Source organism: Kineosporiaceae bacterium (genome assembly GCA_016713225.1).
In the GTDB taxonomy this organism is placed as follows: Bacteria; Actinomycetota; Actinomycetes; order Actinomycetales; family Kineosporiaceae; genus JADJPO01.
The window spans coordinates 85536-101053 of sequence record JADJPO010000007.1 but is presented as its reverse complement, the minus strand read 5'-3'; the positions used below and the strand labels follow the sequence as shown (position 1 = coordinate 101053).

Below are 15518 nucleotides of genomic sequence, written 5' to 3'. Positions count from 1 at the left end.
CCTACGTGTCGTCGGTCGTGAAGTGTTGACCTGCTCGCTGCCCAGTCGACGGCAGACTGATGACACGGTCCGTCCTCCATCGTCGGTCATCGTCCACGCGTTCGCCCGGGCAACCCCCACCGTGTCGGGTGGTGGCGGGCCCGCGAACGCACCATCCGATGTCCTGACGGGAGCCTCACCCCGGCGCCGAGGCATCGGTACCGAAGAATCTCCACTGACCTTCCGTCACGACCTCGACCGTGCCGTCGACCACCGCGATGGCCGTCTCGTCGTCGATCGCGTACGCCGGACCGGAGATACCGGCCGCCCACTGTTCTGCCTCGGCCATCGAGTTGCCCGGCATCCCGTCCGGGGCCAGGTGCGGACAGATCGAGAAGTCGACGACGCCCAAGGTGCTGTCGTCACCGGATGGCGGCCGCCACTGGACGAAGTCCTCCCCGATCCGCGGAGTCATCACCATGCTCCCGGCGCTGAGCCCCACCCAGACCGTCTCGCGCAGTGACGGAATCAGGTCGGCCAGCCCGGACTGCCGCATCCAGTGGCCCAGGTAGAGGGCATCACCGCCGGCTACCAGTCTCCCGGACCAGGGGAACCCAGTACTGCTCCTCGATGCTCGGCAGGGCGGTGAGCTCGAGCACGCCGACGGACTTCCAGCCCAGGTCGACCATGGTCAACTCGGACGTGCCACTGATGAACTTCCAGGGCCCGACACCAGGGCCGACCATGGGGTGCCCGTACTGCGCTGTGGGGATGCACAGCGCGGTCGCCTCGGCGATCGGCTTGCCCAGGAGGCCGACCAGGGCAGCGTGGATGCTGGCGTTCTTCACACCTGCGGACGTGAGGAGAAGCTTCACGACACCTCCGGCGACTTGTCTCGTCGGGCGCGCAGCGGCGCGACCCGTTCGGCATTGTCGCGCAGGGTGTCCGCCAACTCATCGAGCGCGGTCCGGAAGTCGGGAAGTGGCAGATACCCGAAGCCCAATCGGAAGACTCTGGGTGATTCACCGAACCAGGGCACCGCTCCGAGCCGGATGTCCTTCTCGGGGAGCCGCTCCCAGCTGGACGTCGTCCATCGAGAAGCTCCTCGACACCGTACGATGAGCTGAATCACTCGGTCCCGGCTCACCGCAGACGATCGAGATCTCGTCGGATGTAGCGCAGGTGCGCCCATTCCTCGTCGAGGATGACGCGGATGCAGTCACCGACGGTGGGGCGCCACTCGAAGCCCCACGGGTCTTCGCGTTCTTCCGCGAGCAGTTCCGGGGTGGCCGTGTCCAGGAAGTCGGTCACCAGCTGCTGTCGTTCGGCACGCACCTCGAGGATCTCCTCGTAGGGCGGTGGTTCGACGCGGAAGATCGACGTGTCGAAGCCCATCTCGGCGGCACCGGTGAAGAGCTGGCCGATCTCGTGGAACGGTTGCCGTACCCGCAGGATCCCACCGCGCAGCCAGGCGTCGGTCGCCAGGACCAGGTGACGCAGCGTCTGGGCCAACGACCACTCGTCCTCGACGTGCGCGTCCACCAGGTCCGCCGGGGTCGTCGCCACCGTGGTCTGCCATGCCGTCAGGACGGCGACCCACGCCTCCCGCAGGCCTTCGGGTGTGTCCGCGTTCCGCAGCGCGCGCCCCGGGAACCGACGGTCGAGCTCGGCCTCCACCAGAGGCACCACGTCGACCCCGTTGACGAACAGGCTGCCGAAGCTCAGATCGTGGCTGTCGATGTCTAGTCCGTTCACGTCGACGCCGCGCATCGTCACACCGCTGACGTCGCAGGACCGCAGGGTCGCTCCCTTGAAGCTCACCTTGACCAGGGTCGCGCCTTCGAAATCACCCGAGCCGGAGTAGATCGACATCTGCGCATCATCACCGCTCTCGGCCACCGTGTCACCCCGATGGACCAGAGTTCGCAGGCATCATCACGATCGCCCTCCACCCCCACGCCGAGCCGGATGTCGACCTGGCATCAGACCTGCCACTCGCCAGGGCGCGGCTGCGGCATGGCCATACTCCGGCGACGATCCCCGCGTTCCACGGCCGCACGTGGTCATGCTTGGCCCTAGGGTTTCGCTGTGACCGAGATCCGCCCGGCAAGGCTGGTGGCCATCTCGTTGGACTGTCCCGACCCGCAACGGCTCGCCGACTTCTACCTGGGGCTGCTCGGTGGCCGCCGGTTGTGGGCGAAGGACTCGAGCGTCGGGGTGGAAGTGCCCGGAGCGGTGCTGGTGGCTCAACGGATCGAGGGTTACCGCCCTCCGGAGTGGCCCGGGACGTCGATCGTGCACCTGGACCTCTCCGCGGACGATCTCGATGCGGCGGCCGAGCGGGCGGTCGCGCTGGGGGCGACCCTGCCCGAGCAGCGGGACACGCGCTGGCGGGTGCTGCTCGATCCGGCCGGCCATCCGTTCTGCCTGACGCCGTTCACGCCGGATTCGGTGAGCTGACCCGTGCTGCGTCGTCGGGTACACCTGATCGGCCGGCGCCACGGGCCCCACCCGCTCGGCGACGAAGCATGCGCGGATGCTTGGGAGAGCGCTTCCTGGCGCTTCCGGGACAGAGGACGTGGCCCGGCGCGCTCGCATGGTCGCTCGACCCGGGGCTGGTTTCCTACCTCTACTCGAGATTCCGTCAGCGGAGACCACGCTCAAGCATGCACGTTCGCCATGATCACCGTTGGATCGCAGTTTGCTCCGGGTGAACCGGGGGATACTGCGATCTAACGGTGATCATGGTCGGCTGAGGTGGCTCAGGCCCCGAGCAGCTTGTCCCGGCGGGCGCGCAAGGCGGCGACCCGATGCGCGTTGCCGTGCAGCCCGAGGTAGCGCTCGTCGAAGGTGGCCAGCAGGGCGTCGTCCAGCCGCCGCACAGCGCCCGGCGGGTAGCGGTAGGCCATGCGGGCGGGCAGGTCCAGCTGGTTGACCGCACGCAGCGTCTCGCTCAACTCGGGTAGCGAGGTGATGCCCAGCTCGAGCAGCAGCCCCGAGATCCAGTCGTAGTGATCGGTGCGCGACCAGCCGGCGTCCGGGTATTGCCCGGCCAGGAAGGCCGCCAGTTCGCGGGCCTCGATCCGCGGGTCGGCCGAGGCTCCGGGTGGTTCCTCGGCAGCCACCGGGACGACGCCACCGTGCAGCCGCTCGTGAATGGCCGTGAACTCCCGGTCGGCGAGCTCGAGCAGGCCTGCGGCGAGGGTGAACCGACGGTCGAACTCGCGGGCGTGCTCGTCGGGAACCGTTCCCTTGTACCGGATGTCGTGTTCGAACTCGGCCCATGCGTGCTGCAGCACGGTGCGGATCTGCACCGCGGCCACCTGCCCCCGCAACGGGTCGAGTGCCGGATCGGCCTCGCGGGCGCCGTCCAGCGTGATCAGCAGATGCCGGCTCGAATACCCGAACCGGCCTTCGCTGGCGGTCTCGTGCCCCAGGTCGCGATCATCGGTGACGACGACCTGGTCGGCCAGCAGGTCGGCCACGGCGGCGACATCACTCGCCACGTACGTGACCACGCGCACGCCGATCTGGTCGGTGATCTCCCGTAACGGATCCGGGAACTGGGGCACGCCGTCCTGCCGCCGAGCGGCCTTGCCGGCAAAGGACGCCACGCTCTTGGCTCGGCCGGTCACGCTCAGGTAGTTGATGCCCGCCTCGTCCAGGATCGCCTGCACCAAGGTGGTGAAACCTGTTGCCGCAAGCACCATCTCGTCGTGTCGAGCCGCATACTCACGCACCGCTGCCCCGATGGGCTCGTGGTCGATCGGGAGTGTCGGGGTGACGATGCAGCCGTTCTCGTCGTCGCCGTAGATCGTCAGCCGATCCGGGCACCGGGCCGCCATCAGGGCGACGTAGGCGCAGATCACCGCGTCGACCTGGTCCTCCACCCGGCGCAGTTCGCTCTTGCGGCCGGCGGTCTCGACCGCCGTCACCAGGCCGGGCCAGGGCGAGTCCGGACCGTCGAGCAGCAGCGCGGGAGCGGCATCGGCGAGGCCCTCGAGCAGCCGCATCAGGGTGAGCAGTTCGGCGCGCAGCAGCGGCAGGCCGCGCCCGGGCTTGTTCTTGTACTTCAGCGTGCGGCCGAGCCGGAACAGGGCGACGGTGGCGGCGTGCGGATAGACCTCGATGGCCCGGCGCGCGCGCTGCGATCGGGGATTCAGGTCCAGACCCAGAACGGCGCCCAGCCGGGCACCTCGGGGCACTCCGCTGAACTCGGGTTTGCCGGTGTTGACGGGATGAGCCCCGGCCTCGAATCGCGCGAAATCACGGTTGAGCGCGGCCTCGGCCGGGCGGTTGCCGGTGGGGTTGCGCACGATCAGTGGGGCATCGATCGCCACCAGCAGGTCGGCGGGCGTTCCGTCGGGGCCGTGCGAGAACGAGGCGAGCGAGGCCAGGATCTGCTCGTCGGTGCGCACGGCGTCGACGTGCAGCAGTCGGCCGGCCTCGTCCAGAACGGCCAGCCCGGTGCGGCTCTTCTCGCCCCAGGCGAGGTCCATGCCGATGACGTTCACGCCGTCGATTCCGCCGATGCCCGTGGAACGCGTTGACCTAGAAGTAGCGCCGCTCCAACCACACCACGGGCCCGAACAACAGGTACCCGATGCCCAACGCCGGGATGATCAGGTTCGGTGCGAGCACGCCCATCAGACCCAGCACCAGTGCCACCCCGATGAGCCAGCCCGGCGCACGGGGTGCGGCGGCCAGCTTGGGGTAGGGCAGTTCGGTGACCATCAGGACCGCCAGGACGCCCATCAGCAGCGTCGTGGTCAGTTGCCCGGCATCGGGGAACACGAGCAGCCAGCCACACAGCAGCACGGCCGTGGCCGTGGTCGGCATGCCGGCGAAGAAGTTCGACTTCTTGGGTGAGATCACGAAGCGGGCGAGCCGGATCGCCGCGGCCACCGCCATGGCGATGACGCCGGCCACCATGCCGTGCAGCAGGCTGTCCAGGCCGCCGTGGGCCTGCACCACCACCAGCGGGCAGACCACGCCGAACGTGGCCATGTCGCACAGCGAGTCGAGTTGGCCGCCGAACGGGGTCGCCACCCCCCAGGCGCGGGCGAGCAGGCCATCAGCACCGTCACCGGCGGCAACCAGGATCATCACCAGCGCAGCGGTCGAGGTTCGCCCGTCCAGCGCCAGGCTCAGCGCGACGATGCTCAGCGCGAGACCCGACAAGGTCAGCAGGTTGACGAGCCCGAACCGGATCAGTCGCCCCCGGGTACGCGGGCCGGGCAACAGCGGCGGGACGGGGGCCAACGGGGCCTCGGCGAGCGCCTCGTCCAGGGACGTGGTGAGGTCGGGGGACAACGGGGCTGCTCTGCCACCCGTCGCGGATTCGGGCGTCATCGTCTCGCTGTCCTCCTAGGCCAGATCATGCCTCGTGCCCGGGGCGTGCGTGGTCGCACGAACCGGCCCCCTACGGCACATCGGGCCGACCAGCGCCAGCGGAAAACTGCGGCCCACCGGTGTCGATCGGCGAGCCATGGATGGTCAGGGGCGCGTAAAGCACACCACATCACGGGTGTTCGGAACAACGACCGCAGCCTGCCGCTCGTCGCCGTCACCGACCTGTCTCGCCACCGCCGCCACCTGCGGTTCACTCATTCCTGCAGGTCGGACCGTGTGAACCGGGCGAGAACAGTGCGCCCGCCGATCACTCTCTCGCCAACGGAAACTTCTGCCCGCGCCGTCCCGGCGGGCAGGTACACATCGGTCCGCGAACCGAACCGGATGAGTCCGAACCGTTGACCGGCCCGCAGCCGATCCCCCGGTCGGGTGCGCACCACGATGCGTCGCGCGATGAGGCCGGTGCGTTGCGCCACGATCACCGGGCCGTGTGTGGTGCCCAGGGTCAGGTAGGCCGCGACGTTGTGCTCGGCGCCCTCGGTCTGCGCCATCGCATACCCGCCGCGATGCCGCTGGACGGCGACCACCTCGCCGCTGATCGGCGTCCGGTTGACGTGGACGTCGAGCACCGACAGGAAGGTGGCGATGCGCAACCACCGGCCGGGCCCGATCCGAGGGTCCTCGACCTCCTCGACCGACAGGATCCGCCCGTCGGAGGCCGCCAACACCTCGTCCGGGTCCGGCGTCCAACCCGGGTCGTCGCTGGGCGAGCGGTCCGGGTCGCGGAAGAACAGGGTCAGCGCCACGCCTGCCACGGCGGTCACCACGCGGACCAGCCGCGCCGACCGGGGCGCTCGTCGTGCCCCGAGCAGGCCGGTCAGGCCGGCGAAGACGGCCGCGGTCACCAGCCCGTCGCGGTCGACGCCGAGCCGTCCCACGCCGAGCCGGTGGCTGTCGGGAGCGCGAGTCCTGGAGGTGAGCACCCCGCGTTTATAGCCCACCCGAGCCGGCAGTGCGTCGCACGATCACCCCTGCGCGGCGCCGTCCTGCAGCAGATAGCCGTTGCCGCGGTTCGCCCACATCCACGGCTGGACCTCGAAACTCTCGTAGCCGTGGGCCACGAAGGCGTCGGATCGCGCGAACGCCTCGGCCTCGTCCTGGGAATCGAAGTGGGCCAGAACCAACCCGCCGGTGCCGTCGGCCAGGGGGCCGGCGGCGATCAGGCGCCCCTGCTCGTCCAGGTGTCGCAGGCCCGCGACGTGGGCACTGACCACGTCGTGGGTCAACGGCCGGTCGTCGATGCGCTGCAGGAAGATGGCGAACTCCATGGCCGGGACCGTACCTGCCGGGCCGGTGATCTGGCACAGGTGCCCCGGATCTGACCCGTCGGGTGCCTGCTTGACACCGATTTGGGGTGGTGGCCATCTAGGGTGCTCTCGCGAGGAGGCGAACCATCGACGACGATCTCGAGCAGGTGCACGCGACGCTCACCGTGCGGCTGCGGGCGGCCGGGTGCGTGTTCGCCGAGGACGAGGCCGGGCTGCTGCTCGAGGCCACCACCGAGGCGGGTCACCTCGACGCCCAGCTGCTCGAGGTCATGGTCCGCCGCCGGGAGCAGGGCCATCCGCTCGAGCACATCGTGGGCTGGGCCGCGTTCGACGGCTGGCGGGTGCGGGTGGGTGAGGGGGTGTTCGTGCCCCGACGGCGCAGCGAGTTCGTGGTCGAGGTCGCCGTCGACGAGCTGATCGGTCTGGGCCGGCGGCGTCCGGTGGTCGTGGACCTCTGTTGCGGCTCCGGGGCGATCGCCGGGGCGATCGCGCGGCGGATCGAACGGATCGAGATCCACGCCGTGGACGTCGATCCCGTGGCCGTCGCCTGCGCCCGGGGCAATCTCGCCGAGCTGGCGGGACTGGTCGAGGACGGGTCGACCGCCGACGTGGTGACGGGCGATCTGTATCGGCCGCTGGCCCTCGGGCTGCGCGGTCGCGTCGATCTCATCGTCTGCTCGCCGCCCTACGTGCCGACCGGTGCGGTCGCGACGATGCCGATCGAGGCCCGGGTGTTCGAGCCGCTCAGGGCACTGGACGGCGGGGACGACGGTTTGGCGATCGCGCGGCGCGTCATCAGCGGTGCCGGTGAGTGGCTGGCACCGGACGGCGTCCTGCTGGTGGAAGGGGCGCGTTCACAGGCGCCCGTGGCGGCGCGGGCCGCGGCGGGGGCAGGGCTGACGGCCGAGGTACGCCACGACGCCGAGCGCGGGGCCACCGTGCTCGTGGGCCGTCGGGTGGCGCAACGCGCCGAGCAGACCCCTCAGTAGCGGCGCTCGGGCAGCGTCGGGTACCAGCCTTGCTGCGGGCGGGCGCGCTCAGCGTGCGCGTCGCTGGTGTCCTGCCCCAGCCATGGGGCCACGAGGCAGGTCACCAGCAGCGTGAGGAGCAGTGTGGTGAGCATTGCTGTTGCCTCTCGATGGATGGCGTGGCGTTCGGTGTCGCCGAATGCGTCAGTGGGGGGTGGGCAGGGCGGGGTACCAACCCTGCGACGGGTGAGAGTTCTCGGAGTGGCCATCGCTGGTGTCCTGGCCGAGCCAGGGCGCCACGATGCAGATCGCCAGCAGGATCAGGAACAGAACCAACATGACCGGTCGCCTTCTCAGTAGTGCGTCTCCCGACGGAGTCCCCGTCGGGATGTCTCTATCATCGGCCATATATCGTTCGAAATCCAGCGAGGGTTATTGAAAGACACTTCAGTTCTGCTGAACAATGGAGCGTGCTCACCACTCGCTTGCTCGTCGTCCATCGCACCGTGATCGCCGAGGGCACGCTCACCGCGGCGGCGGCGTCCCTGGGGTACACCGTCTCGGCGGTCAGCCAGCAGCTCGATCAACTCGAGCACGAGGCCGGCTCGCCCTTGTACGAGAAGGCGGGCCGCGGCGTCCGGCCGACCGCGGCGGGACTGCTGCTGGCCGAGCACGCCGAACGCATCCTGCGCGCCGTGGCCGACGCCGAGGGTGAACTGGCCGATCTGCGGGCCGGGCGCACCGGCCGGTTGCGGGTGGTCTCGTTCCACTCGGCGGGCGAGTCGCTGCTGCCCCCGGCGATCGCCGAGTTGCGTCGGGTGATGCCGGGTCTGCACGTGCGGCCACTGGTCGACGAGACGGACGGCGCGCTGCGCCGGCTGCGGGCCGGTGAGGTCGAGCTGGTCATCGTGGTGGAGCCGTTCGCCCGAGGCGCCGAGCCCCAGGACGATCTGGTGCGAACCCACCTGCTGGACGACGAGTACCGGCTGTTGCTGCAACACGACCACCCGCTGGCACACCGGCGGGCGATCGACGTGTCCGCGTTGGCCGACGCCGATTGGGTGATCACCACGGGCGCGGCCGACTATGTGCGGGAGGCGACCGTGACCGCGTGCCGCCGGGCCGGGTTCACGCCGCGCGTCAGTGCCGAGGGTGACGAGTTCGCGGTCACCCAGGGCTATGTGGCCGCGGGGCTGGGAGTGGCCCTGGCACCGCTGCTCGCCCTGGGCGCCGTACGCGAGCAGGTGGTGGTGCGCCGGTTGCAGCAGCCGCCGGCACCGCGCCACATCTGGTTGGTCACCCGACGATCGCTGACAGATCAGCCGGCCGTGCGGCGGATGATCCGGGCGCTGCGCACGGCGGCCCAGGCGGCCGCCCCGGCGAGCCGTCCCCGCTGAGTTCGACCGCTCGGATGCTCCGAACGGGAAGCCGTTGACCCGCTCGGGTCACCCCACCCGGCCACACGGGTGGTGGCTCGCTGTGATGTAGCGCTGACTCGTTGTTGCTTTCTAACTTGGAGCAGTCAGAAGAGCACGTTGGGTCACGACTACGACAGCAGGGAGTTGCGAGCATGGACGAGCGCACCCGATTCGGACGAGGCGCAGTGCGGCGAGGTGGTCTCGTGGCGGGGTTACTGACCATCCTGCTGTTCACCGGAGCAGGATCCGCCTCGGCGGTCACCACGTTGTCGGCGGGTGATCCGACCGTGCAGCGACTCTCGGCGCTGTCACCGATCAAGGACCCGATCAGCACCTGTCGGGGGGTGCGGTGGCAGTGAGCCGTCGACTCGGGCTGTTCACCGCCCGGGGCAGCGCGCTCGGTGCCCTCCTTGCCCTGCCTGCCCTGGCTCTGCCCTTGGCGACGGGCTCCGCGGCGGCCGCGAGCGGCGGCGCCGGGGGCCTCGACACCGAGGTGAGTTCCGTGGTGGTGATGGCGGCAGCGGGCCAGGAGTCCGCCGTCCAGCGCCGGGCCGAGGACCTCGGCCTGCAGATCACGCGCCGCCTCGACATCGTGCACGGCTTCGCGGCGCAGGGTTCGGCTCAGGCCGTGGCCCGGCTGAGCGCGGCACCTGCCGTGGTCTCGGTGACCCCCGACCGCGCCGTGCACCCGACGTCGATCGACCCCGGGCTCGGCTACGACGTGGCGGCCGCCGGGTCGTCGTCGTCCATCACCCAGATCGTGGGAGCCCAGGCCGCGTGGGCCAAGGGCTGGACCGGCGCCGGTGTGGACGTCGCGGTGATCGACACCGGGGTCAGCACCGTGCCCGGTCTGGACGCCGCCGGCAAGGTGATCGTGGGGCCGGACCTGTCCTTCGACTCCCAGACCAGCACGCCGGGCGTCGACGGGTTCGGGCACGGCACCTTCATGGCGGGTCTGATCGCGGGACGCGACCCACTGCTGAGTACGAAGGGCAACTGCTCGACCTGCCTGACCGGAAGCTCTCTCAGTGATACCCGGATCTTCACCGGAGTGGCACCCGACTCGCGCATCGTGAACGTCAAGGTCGGGGCACGCAACGGGGCGGCCGACGTCTCCCAGGTGATCGCGGCCATCGACTGGACCGTGCAGCACGCGCACGACTCCGGTCTGAACATCCGGGTGCTCAACCTCAGCTTCGGCACCGACAGCGCCCAGTCGTATCTGGTCGACCCGCTGGCCTACGCCGCCGAGCAGGCCTGGAAGCGCGGCCTGGTCGTCGTCGCCTCCGCCGGTAACGAGGGCAAGACCCAGACCAAGCTGGCCTCGCCGGCCTACGACCCGTACGTCCTTGCTGTCGGTGGGCTGGACAGCATGGGAACCGTCGTGACGTCGGACGACGTGGTGGCCGACTTCGCGCAGAACGGCACCGTGTTGCGGCCGGTCGACGTGGTCGCGCCGGCGGTCAGCACCATCGGACTGCGGGTGCCGGGCTCGTTCATCGACACCCTGGCCGAGAACCAGGGCAAGGTGGGCACCCGGTTCCAGCGGGGGTCGGGGACCTCGGAGGCGGCCGCGATCGTGTCGGGTCTGGCGGCGCTCGTGGTGCAGAAGAACCCCACGGCCACACCGGACCAGATCAAGGCGCTGATCACCTCGACGGCGACCTCGCTGCGGCCGGTGGAGATCACCGAGGAGCTGAAGGCCGAGGCCAAGCGGCGGGGGATGAAGCCGGAGGACTACGCGGCGCTGCTCACCTGGCGTAACCGCACCTACGGTGGGTACGGCATCCCGTCGGCGATCGCTGCGCTGTCCCAGTCGCCGTCGAGTTCGGCTCGCCAGATCTATCTGCCGAGCGTGGGTGGCGGCTCCCTGGAGGCCACTCGTGGCGGCGTCCACGTGCTGAACAACGGGGTCGAACTGACCGGCGAGAAGGACATCTTCGGGCGTGCGGTGTCGACCTCGACCCTGGCTGCGGCGGAGGCTCGCGGTGCTGCCTGGACCGGCGGGACGTGGAACGGTAGCCGTTGGTCCGGCGACACCTGGTCGGGTAGCCGGTGGAGCACCGCCACCTGGACCGGCTCGGACTGGTCCGGCAGTCGCTGGTCCGGCAGCCGCTGGTCGGGGACCAGCTGGTCGGGCAGCCGGTGGTCCAGCGTCGGGTGGAGCTGACCCGGGCAGACGCTGCTACCGCCTGCTGAGGGACGTGGGGCCGATCTGACCGGGTGAATCCGGTCAGGTCGGCCCGCTCGGGTCAACTCCGGCTGTCGCCGGTTCGATGACACTCTGGTGAGCACAGGGTCCGAAGGGTCGCCGCGTGCCCCGGACCTGTTGTCAGGGGTCGGTGAGGTGCGCCCCCGCCCGCTGCCGGCCCATCGGACGCTGGTGCTCTGCCTCGGCCTGCTGGCCATCGGGGTGGCCCTCGAGCCCCGGTGGTCGACCCCCGATGCCCCGGCCGCGGGGGTCGGCCTCGCCTGGTGGCAGCTCGCGGTGGTCTTCGCCCTCGCCGGGGTGTTCGTCTTCCACGTCGAGATCGACAGTGAGGCGCACACCTTCTCGCTCAGCGAGGTGCCCTTCGTCCTGGGCCTGCTGTTCGCCTCACCGGTCGAACTGCTCATCGCTCGGCTGGTGGGTGAGGCCGTCGTCCTGATCGCCTGGGAGCGGCAGAGCCCGACCAAGCTCGCGTTCAACCTCAGCCTGTTCTTCGCCGAGATCTCCACCGCACTGGCGGTGTTCGGGTCGATCGACACCGGCGCCTCGCCGTTGCACTGGACCAGCTGGGTGTCGGCGCTGGTGGCGGTCAGCAGCAGTGCCGTGCTGGGCGCGGCAGCCGTCTGGACCGTGATCCGGCTGCACCGCGGCGAGGTGAGTCCCCGGATGCTGATCCTGACGGCCGCCGTGACCGCGCTCGGGAACACCGGTTTGGCCGTGGTGGCCGCCGTCTTGCTCATCGCGGCGCCGCTGGCACTGATCCCGCTGCTGCTGGTGGCGGGCGTCGTCGTGTCGGCCTACCGCGGGTACACCCGGTTGACGCGCCGCTATGCGGGCTTGGAGCTGCTCTATCAGTTCACCCGGATCACGGGCGGCTCGCAGCGTCCCGAGGAGACCCTGCAACGGGTCCTCGACGAGGCGAGCCGGCTGCTGCGCACCGACCGGGCGATGATCGCCCTCTACGAGCCGGGCCAGGAGGTGCCGTGGATGTTCCTGGACACCAGGGGAAGCAGTCCCCGGGAGGACCTGCCGCTGCTGGCGAACCTGCCCGGCGACCTGCGCCGTCAGGTACTGGAAGCCGGCCCGGTGCTGATTCCCCGAACCGTCACCGATGCCGGGCGGCAAGGCGTGCTGCGGGCGCTGCACGCCCGGGGACTGCATGGCCGCCCCGTTGATCAGCGGCGGCGAGGTGACCGGTGTGATGGTGGTCTGCGACCGCCTCGGCGAGGTGAGCACCTTCGACGCCGAGGACGGGCGGTTGTTCGCCACCCTGGCCTCACAGGCGGCGGTGGCGCTGGAGAACGGCCGCCTGATCGATCGCCTGCACACCCAGATCCAGGCGCGCGAGCACGAGGCGTTGCACGATGCGCTGACCGGGCTGCCGAACCGGACGCTGTTCTACCAGCGGCTTCGCCGGGCCTTGGAGGAATCGTCCGCCGGCGGTGAGGTCGCCATTCTGGTGCTCGACCTGGACGGGTTCAAGGACGTGAACGACACCCTCGGCCACCACTCCGGTGATCAGCTGCTGTGCGAGGTCTCGGCCCGCCTGGCCGGGGTGGTGGAGGGGCAGGGCACCGTGGCGCGGCTGGGTGGCGACGAGTTCGCCGTGCTGCTGCCCGCCGCCGAGTCGACGACCGGTGAGGCGGTGGCCCAGCGGATCATCGAGGCGATCCGCCGTCCGGTGACCTTGTCGTCGATGACGTTGACCGTCGGGGCCAGTATCGGCATGGCGCTCGCGCCCCGGCACGGCACGGATCCCGATGGCCTGCTGCAGCGCGCTGATGTGGCGATGTACCAGGCCAAGCGGGCGCAGAGTGGGGTCGAGGTCTACGACCCCGACACGGACTGGAACAGCCAGTACCGATTGCGTTTGGCCGGAGAGCTACGGTCGGCGGTGACCCGCGGCGAGATCGAGGTCTGGTACCAACCGATCGCGCGCACCGCGGACGTCGAGGTGACCGGGGTCGAGGCCCTGGCGCGCTGGCACCATGCCGAGTTGGGACCCATCTCACCGGGGGAGTTCATCCCGGTGGCCGAGCGCACGGGTCTGATCCACGAACTCACGCTCTACGTGCTCGACCGAGCGCTGGCCCAGGTGCGGGCCTGGCACGACGCCGGCCTGCAGCTGGGCGTCAGCGTGAACCTGCCGCCGCAGGTGCTGCGGGACGTCGAGTGGCCGATCAAGGTGGTCGAGATGCTGCACCGCCACGACGTGCAGTCCCGCTGGCTCACCTTGGAGATCACCGAGTCCGGCATCATGACCGATCCGGAGCGCATGATCAGCATCCTGCGGGAGCTGACCAGCACCGGGGTCTCACTGTCGATCGACGACTTCGGCACCGGGTACTCATCGCTCGCCTACCTGCAACAGTTGCCGGTCTCGACGGTGAAGATCGACCAGTCGTTCGTCACCCCGTTGCTCATCGATCCGGCGGCGGCGGCCATCGTGGGCTCGGTGATCGACCTGGCCCGCAGCCTGGGCCTGGCGGTGGTCGCCGAGGGGGTGGAGGACCAGCGGACGCTGGAGCACCTGGCCGCGATCGACTGTCACTTCGTGCAGGGATTCCTGCTCTCCCGCCCGACTCCGGCCGGGGAACTGACCACGTGGCTGACGATGCGCCGCCAACGCCGGCAGCGCCTGGGCGGGTTGGCGGGCTGACCTGCACTGCCCTGCCGGATCAGATCCAGCTGGGCAACCACATCCGATCGACCCAGGACGAGTGCTTGATCATCACGTCGGAGAGCACCGGGTAGAAGAACGCGAACGACAGGACGGCGAGCAGCACGATGCCCCCGGCGAGCCCACCACCCACCACGCGACGATCGGGCGAGGCCTCGGACGGCCCGAGCAGCAACCCGAGGCAGAAGGTCAGGGCGAGCACCACGAACGGGACGAACGCCACCGCGTAGAAGGTGTAGATGGTGCGCTCGGCCCAGATGAACCACGGCAGCCACCCACCGGCCAGGCCGGCCAGGATGGCCCCGGCGCGCCAGTCGCGGCCGAGCAGCCAGACGACCACCAGGACGACGATGGCGATGGTGCCGCCCCCACCAGATCACCGGGTTGCCGAGGTCGGTGATCGCCCGGGCGCACTCGGTGTACGTGCAGCCTCGTTCGCCCAGCTTGTAGCCCCGGTAGTCGAACGAGGTCGGCCGGCCGAGGACGATCCAGGACCAGGGGTGGGACTGGTAGGGGGTGGGTGGCGCGCAGCGTGGTGTTGAACTGCCACATCTGCTGGTGGTAGTTCCACAGCCCGCGGACGGCGTCCGGCACGTGGGAGGCCCAGCCTGTCGCCGGGTGCTCGGCGCCCCACTGCCGGTTGTACGCGTCGGTGCTGTGGAACCAGCCGGCCCACGAGGCGACGTACACGGTCAGGATCACCGGGACGATGTGGACGAAGCCGCTGGGGCCGTCGCGCAGGAGACCGGTGATCAGCCAGTGGCGAGTCCCCTCGCCCGGCGCGCTGCGACGTCCCAGAGCACCGAGGCGATCGAGAAGGCGGCAGCGAAGAACAGGCCCGACCACTTGGTCGAGGCACACAGGCCGAGGCACAGCGCCGCGGCGATGCGCCACGGCCGGATCCCCAGGCCCGGACCGAAGCCCGAGGCACCGCGGGTGGCGACCCGGGCTGCCAACCGGGCCCTCGCGTGATCGCGATCGATCAGGATGCAGCCGAAACCGGCCAGCGCCCAGAACATCACGAACACGTCGAGCAGCCCGGTGCGGCTGTGCACGAAGTGCTGGCCGTCGATGGCCAGCAACAGGGCGGCGGTGGTGCCCAGCACGGTCGAGCGGAACAACCGGCGGGCGATCCGGCCGATCATCAGGATCGAGGCGGTGCCGACCACGGCCGAGGCGAATCGCCAGCCGAAGGGGTTGGTCACCCCCGAACAGCCACTCACCGGCGCCGATCATCCACTTGCCCACCGGCGGGTGCACCACGAAGTCCGGATTGGTGCCCCAGACATCGGTGGTGCCCGGAGTTCCACAGCAGGTCGGGCTTCTTCAGGTCCGACTTGATGGCGCGCTCGTAGCCGTACTGCAGCATCGAGGCGCCCTGCTTGACGTAGTACGTCTCGTCGAAGACGAGCCACGGCGGCCGGCCGAGGTGCCAGAACCGCAGGAAGCCCCCGATCACGGCGACGGCGAGCGGGCCGAGCCACCCCCAGACCCGGTCGTCGAGCTGGCGCCCCAGCAGTGAGCGTCGCAGGGCTCCGAGACGGCCCGCTTCCTGTGCTCGGGCGCCGGTCGCGGGTGAGGCCA

General features: G+C 70.1%; 12 protein-coding genes and 2 pseudogenes. 6 read left to right on the top strand and 8 right to left on the bottom strand.

The genetic code is table 11. The features are described from left to right. Nucleotides 1-175: 175 nt before the first annotated feature. Together IPK24_22055 and IPK24_22050 are read right to left on the bottom strand one after the other, a co-directional pair. Nucleotides 176-854 (bottom strand): annotated as a pseudogene (locus IPK24_22055) (Type 1 glutamine amidotransferase-like domain-containing protein). A gap of 268 nt (nt 855-1122) precedes the next feature. Further along, nucleotides 1123-1851, bottom strand: a complete 729-nt coding sequence (locus IPK24_22050; GenBank protein ID MBK8078161.1) for a DinB family protein — start codon at nt 1849-1851, stop codon at nt 1123-1125. Between the two features lie 216 nt (nt 1852-2067). Here IPK24_22050 and IPK24_22045 point away from each other — a divergent pair, with 216 nt between their 5' ends. Further along, a complete protein-coding gene (locus tag IPK24_22045) occupies nt 2068-2439 on the top strand; it encodes a VOC family protein (protein MBK8078160.1) in 372 nt (123 codons plus the stop codon). A 302-nt stretch (nt 2440-2741) separates the two neighbouring features. Here IPK24_22045 and IPK24_22040 read toward each other — a convergent pair whose 3' ends face one another. From IPK24_22040 to IPK24_22025, 4 genes are all read right to left on the bottom strand, one after another. Then, nucleotides 2742-4478 carry a DUF429 domain-containing protein gene (locus IPK24_22040; protein MBK8078159.1) on the bottom strand — a complete coding sequence of 579 codons (1737 nt, stop codon included), beginning with the start codon at nt 4476-4478 and terminating at the stop codon, nt 2742-2744. A gap of 52 nt (nt 4479-4530) precedes the next feature. Continuing rightward, complete coding sequence (locus tag IPK24_22035) at nt 4531-5331, bottom strand: CDP-alcohol phosphatidyltransferase family protein (protein MBK8078158.1); 801 nt, start codon at nt 5329-5331, stop codon at nt 4531-4533. A gap of 254 nt (nt 5332-5585) precedes the next feature. After that, nucleotides 5586-6344 carry a phosphatidylserine decarboxylase gene (locus IPK24_22030; GenBank protein ID MBK8078157.1) on the bottom strand — a complete coding sequence of 253 codons (759 nt, stop codon included), beginning with the start codon at nt 6342-6344 and terminating at the stop codon, nt 5586-5588. Nucleotides 6345-6356: 12 nt separating this feature from the next. Further along, nucleotides 6357-6659, bottom strand: a complete 303-nt coding sequence (locus IPK24_22025) for a hypothetical protein (protein MBK8078156.1) — start codon at nt 6657-6659, stop codon at nt 6357-6359. 146 nt (nt 6660-6805) lie between these two features. On the opposite strand from IPK24_22025, the gene IPK24_22020 reads away from it, so the two are divergent. After that, nucleotides 6806-7648: a putative protein N(5)-glutamine methyltransferase gene (locus IPK24_22020; GenBank protein ID MBK8078155.1), complete on the top strand. Its 843-nt coding sequence runs from the start codon at nt 6806-6808 to the stop codon at nt 7646-7648. On the opposite strand, the gene IPK24_22015 is transcribed toward IPK24_22020, so the two are convergent. Beyond that, a complete protein-coding gene (locus IPK24_22015) occupies nt 7642-7782 on the bottom strand; it encodes a hypothetical protein (GenBank protein ID MBK8078154.1) in 141 nt (46 codons plus the stop codon). The genes IPK24_22020 and IPK24_22015 overlap by 7 nt on opposite strands. Before the next feature lie 315 nt (nt 7783-8097). On the opposite strand from IPK24_22015, the gene IPK24_22010 reads away from it, so the two are divergent. From IPK24_22010 to IPK24_21995, 4 genes are all read left to right on the top strand, one after another. Next, the gene (locus IPK24_22010) at nt 8098-9024 is read left to right on the top strand and encodes a LysR family transcriptional regulator (protein MBK8078153.1); all 927 of its coding nucleotides are present in this window, start codon (nt 8098-8100) and stop codon (nt 9022-9024) included. Nucleotides 9025-9197: 173 nt separating this feature from the next. Then, entirely contained in the window at nt 9198-9404 is a 207-nt protein-coding gene (locus IPK24_22005) for a hypothetical protein (protein MBK8078152.1), read from the top strand. Continuing rightward, nucleotides 9401-11215 carry a S8 family serine peptidase gene (locus IPK24_22000; GenBank protein MBK8078151.1) on the top strand — a complete coding sequence of 605 codons (1815 nt, stop codon included), beginning with the start codon at nt 9401-9403 and terminating at the stop codon, nt 11213-11215. The genes IPK24_22005 and IPK24_22000 overlap by 4 nt, the downstream gene beginning before the upstream one ends. A gap of 1150 nt (nt 11216-12365) precedes the next feature. Then, nucleotides 12366-13913, top strand: coding sequence for an EAL domain-containing protein (locus IPK24_21995; GenBank protein MBK8078150.1), 1548 nt, complete (start codon nt 12366-12368; stop codon nt 13911-13913). A 19-nt stretch (nt 13914-13932) separates the two neighbouring features. Here IPK24_21995 and IPK24_21990 read toward each other — a convergent pair. Further along, a pseudogene (locus tag IPK24_21990) lies at nt 13933-15465 on the bottom strand (phospholipid carrier-dependent glycosyltransferase). Nucleotides 15466-15518 lie beyond the last annotated feature (53 nt).

Coding starts and splice junctions, on each gene's coding strand:
- IPK24_22040 (MBK8078159.1), bottom strand. CDS start 4,478: ATGGACCTCGCCTGGGGCGAGAAGAGCCGCACCGGGCTGGCCGTTCTG.
- IPK24_21995 (MBK8078150.1), top strand. CDS start 12,366: ATGCCGGGCGGCAAGGCGTGCTGCGGGCGCTGCACGCCCGGGGACTGC.
- IPK24_22025 (MBK8078156.1), bottom strand. CDS start 6,659: ATGGAGTTCGCCATCTTCCTGCAGCGCATCGACGACCGGCCGTTGACC.
- IPK24_22035 (MBK8078158.1), bottom strand. CDS start 5,331: ATGACGCCCGAATCCGCGACGGGTGGCAGAGCAGCCCCGTTGTCCCCC.
- IPK24_22015 (MBK8078154.1), bottom strand. CDS start 7,782: ATGCTCACCACACTGCTCCTCACGCTGCTGGTGACCTGCCTCGTGGCC.
- IPK24_22005 (MBK8078152.1), top strand. CDS start 9,198: ATGGACGAGCGCACCCGATTCGGACGAGGCGCAGTGCGGCGAGGTGGT.
- IPK24_22050 (MBK8078161.1), bottom strand. CDS start 1,851: ATGTCGATCTACTCCGGCTCGGGTGATTTCGAAGGCGCGACCCTGGTC.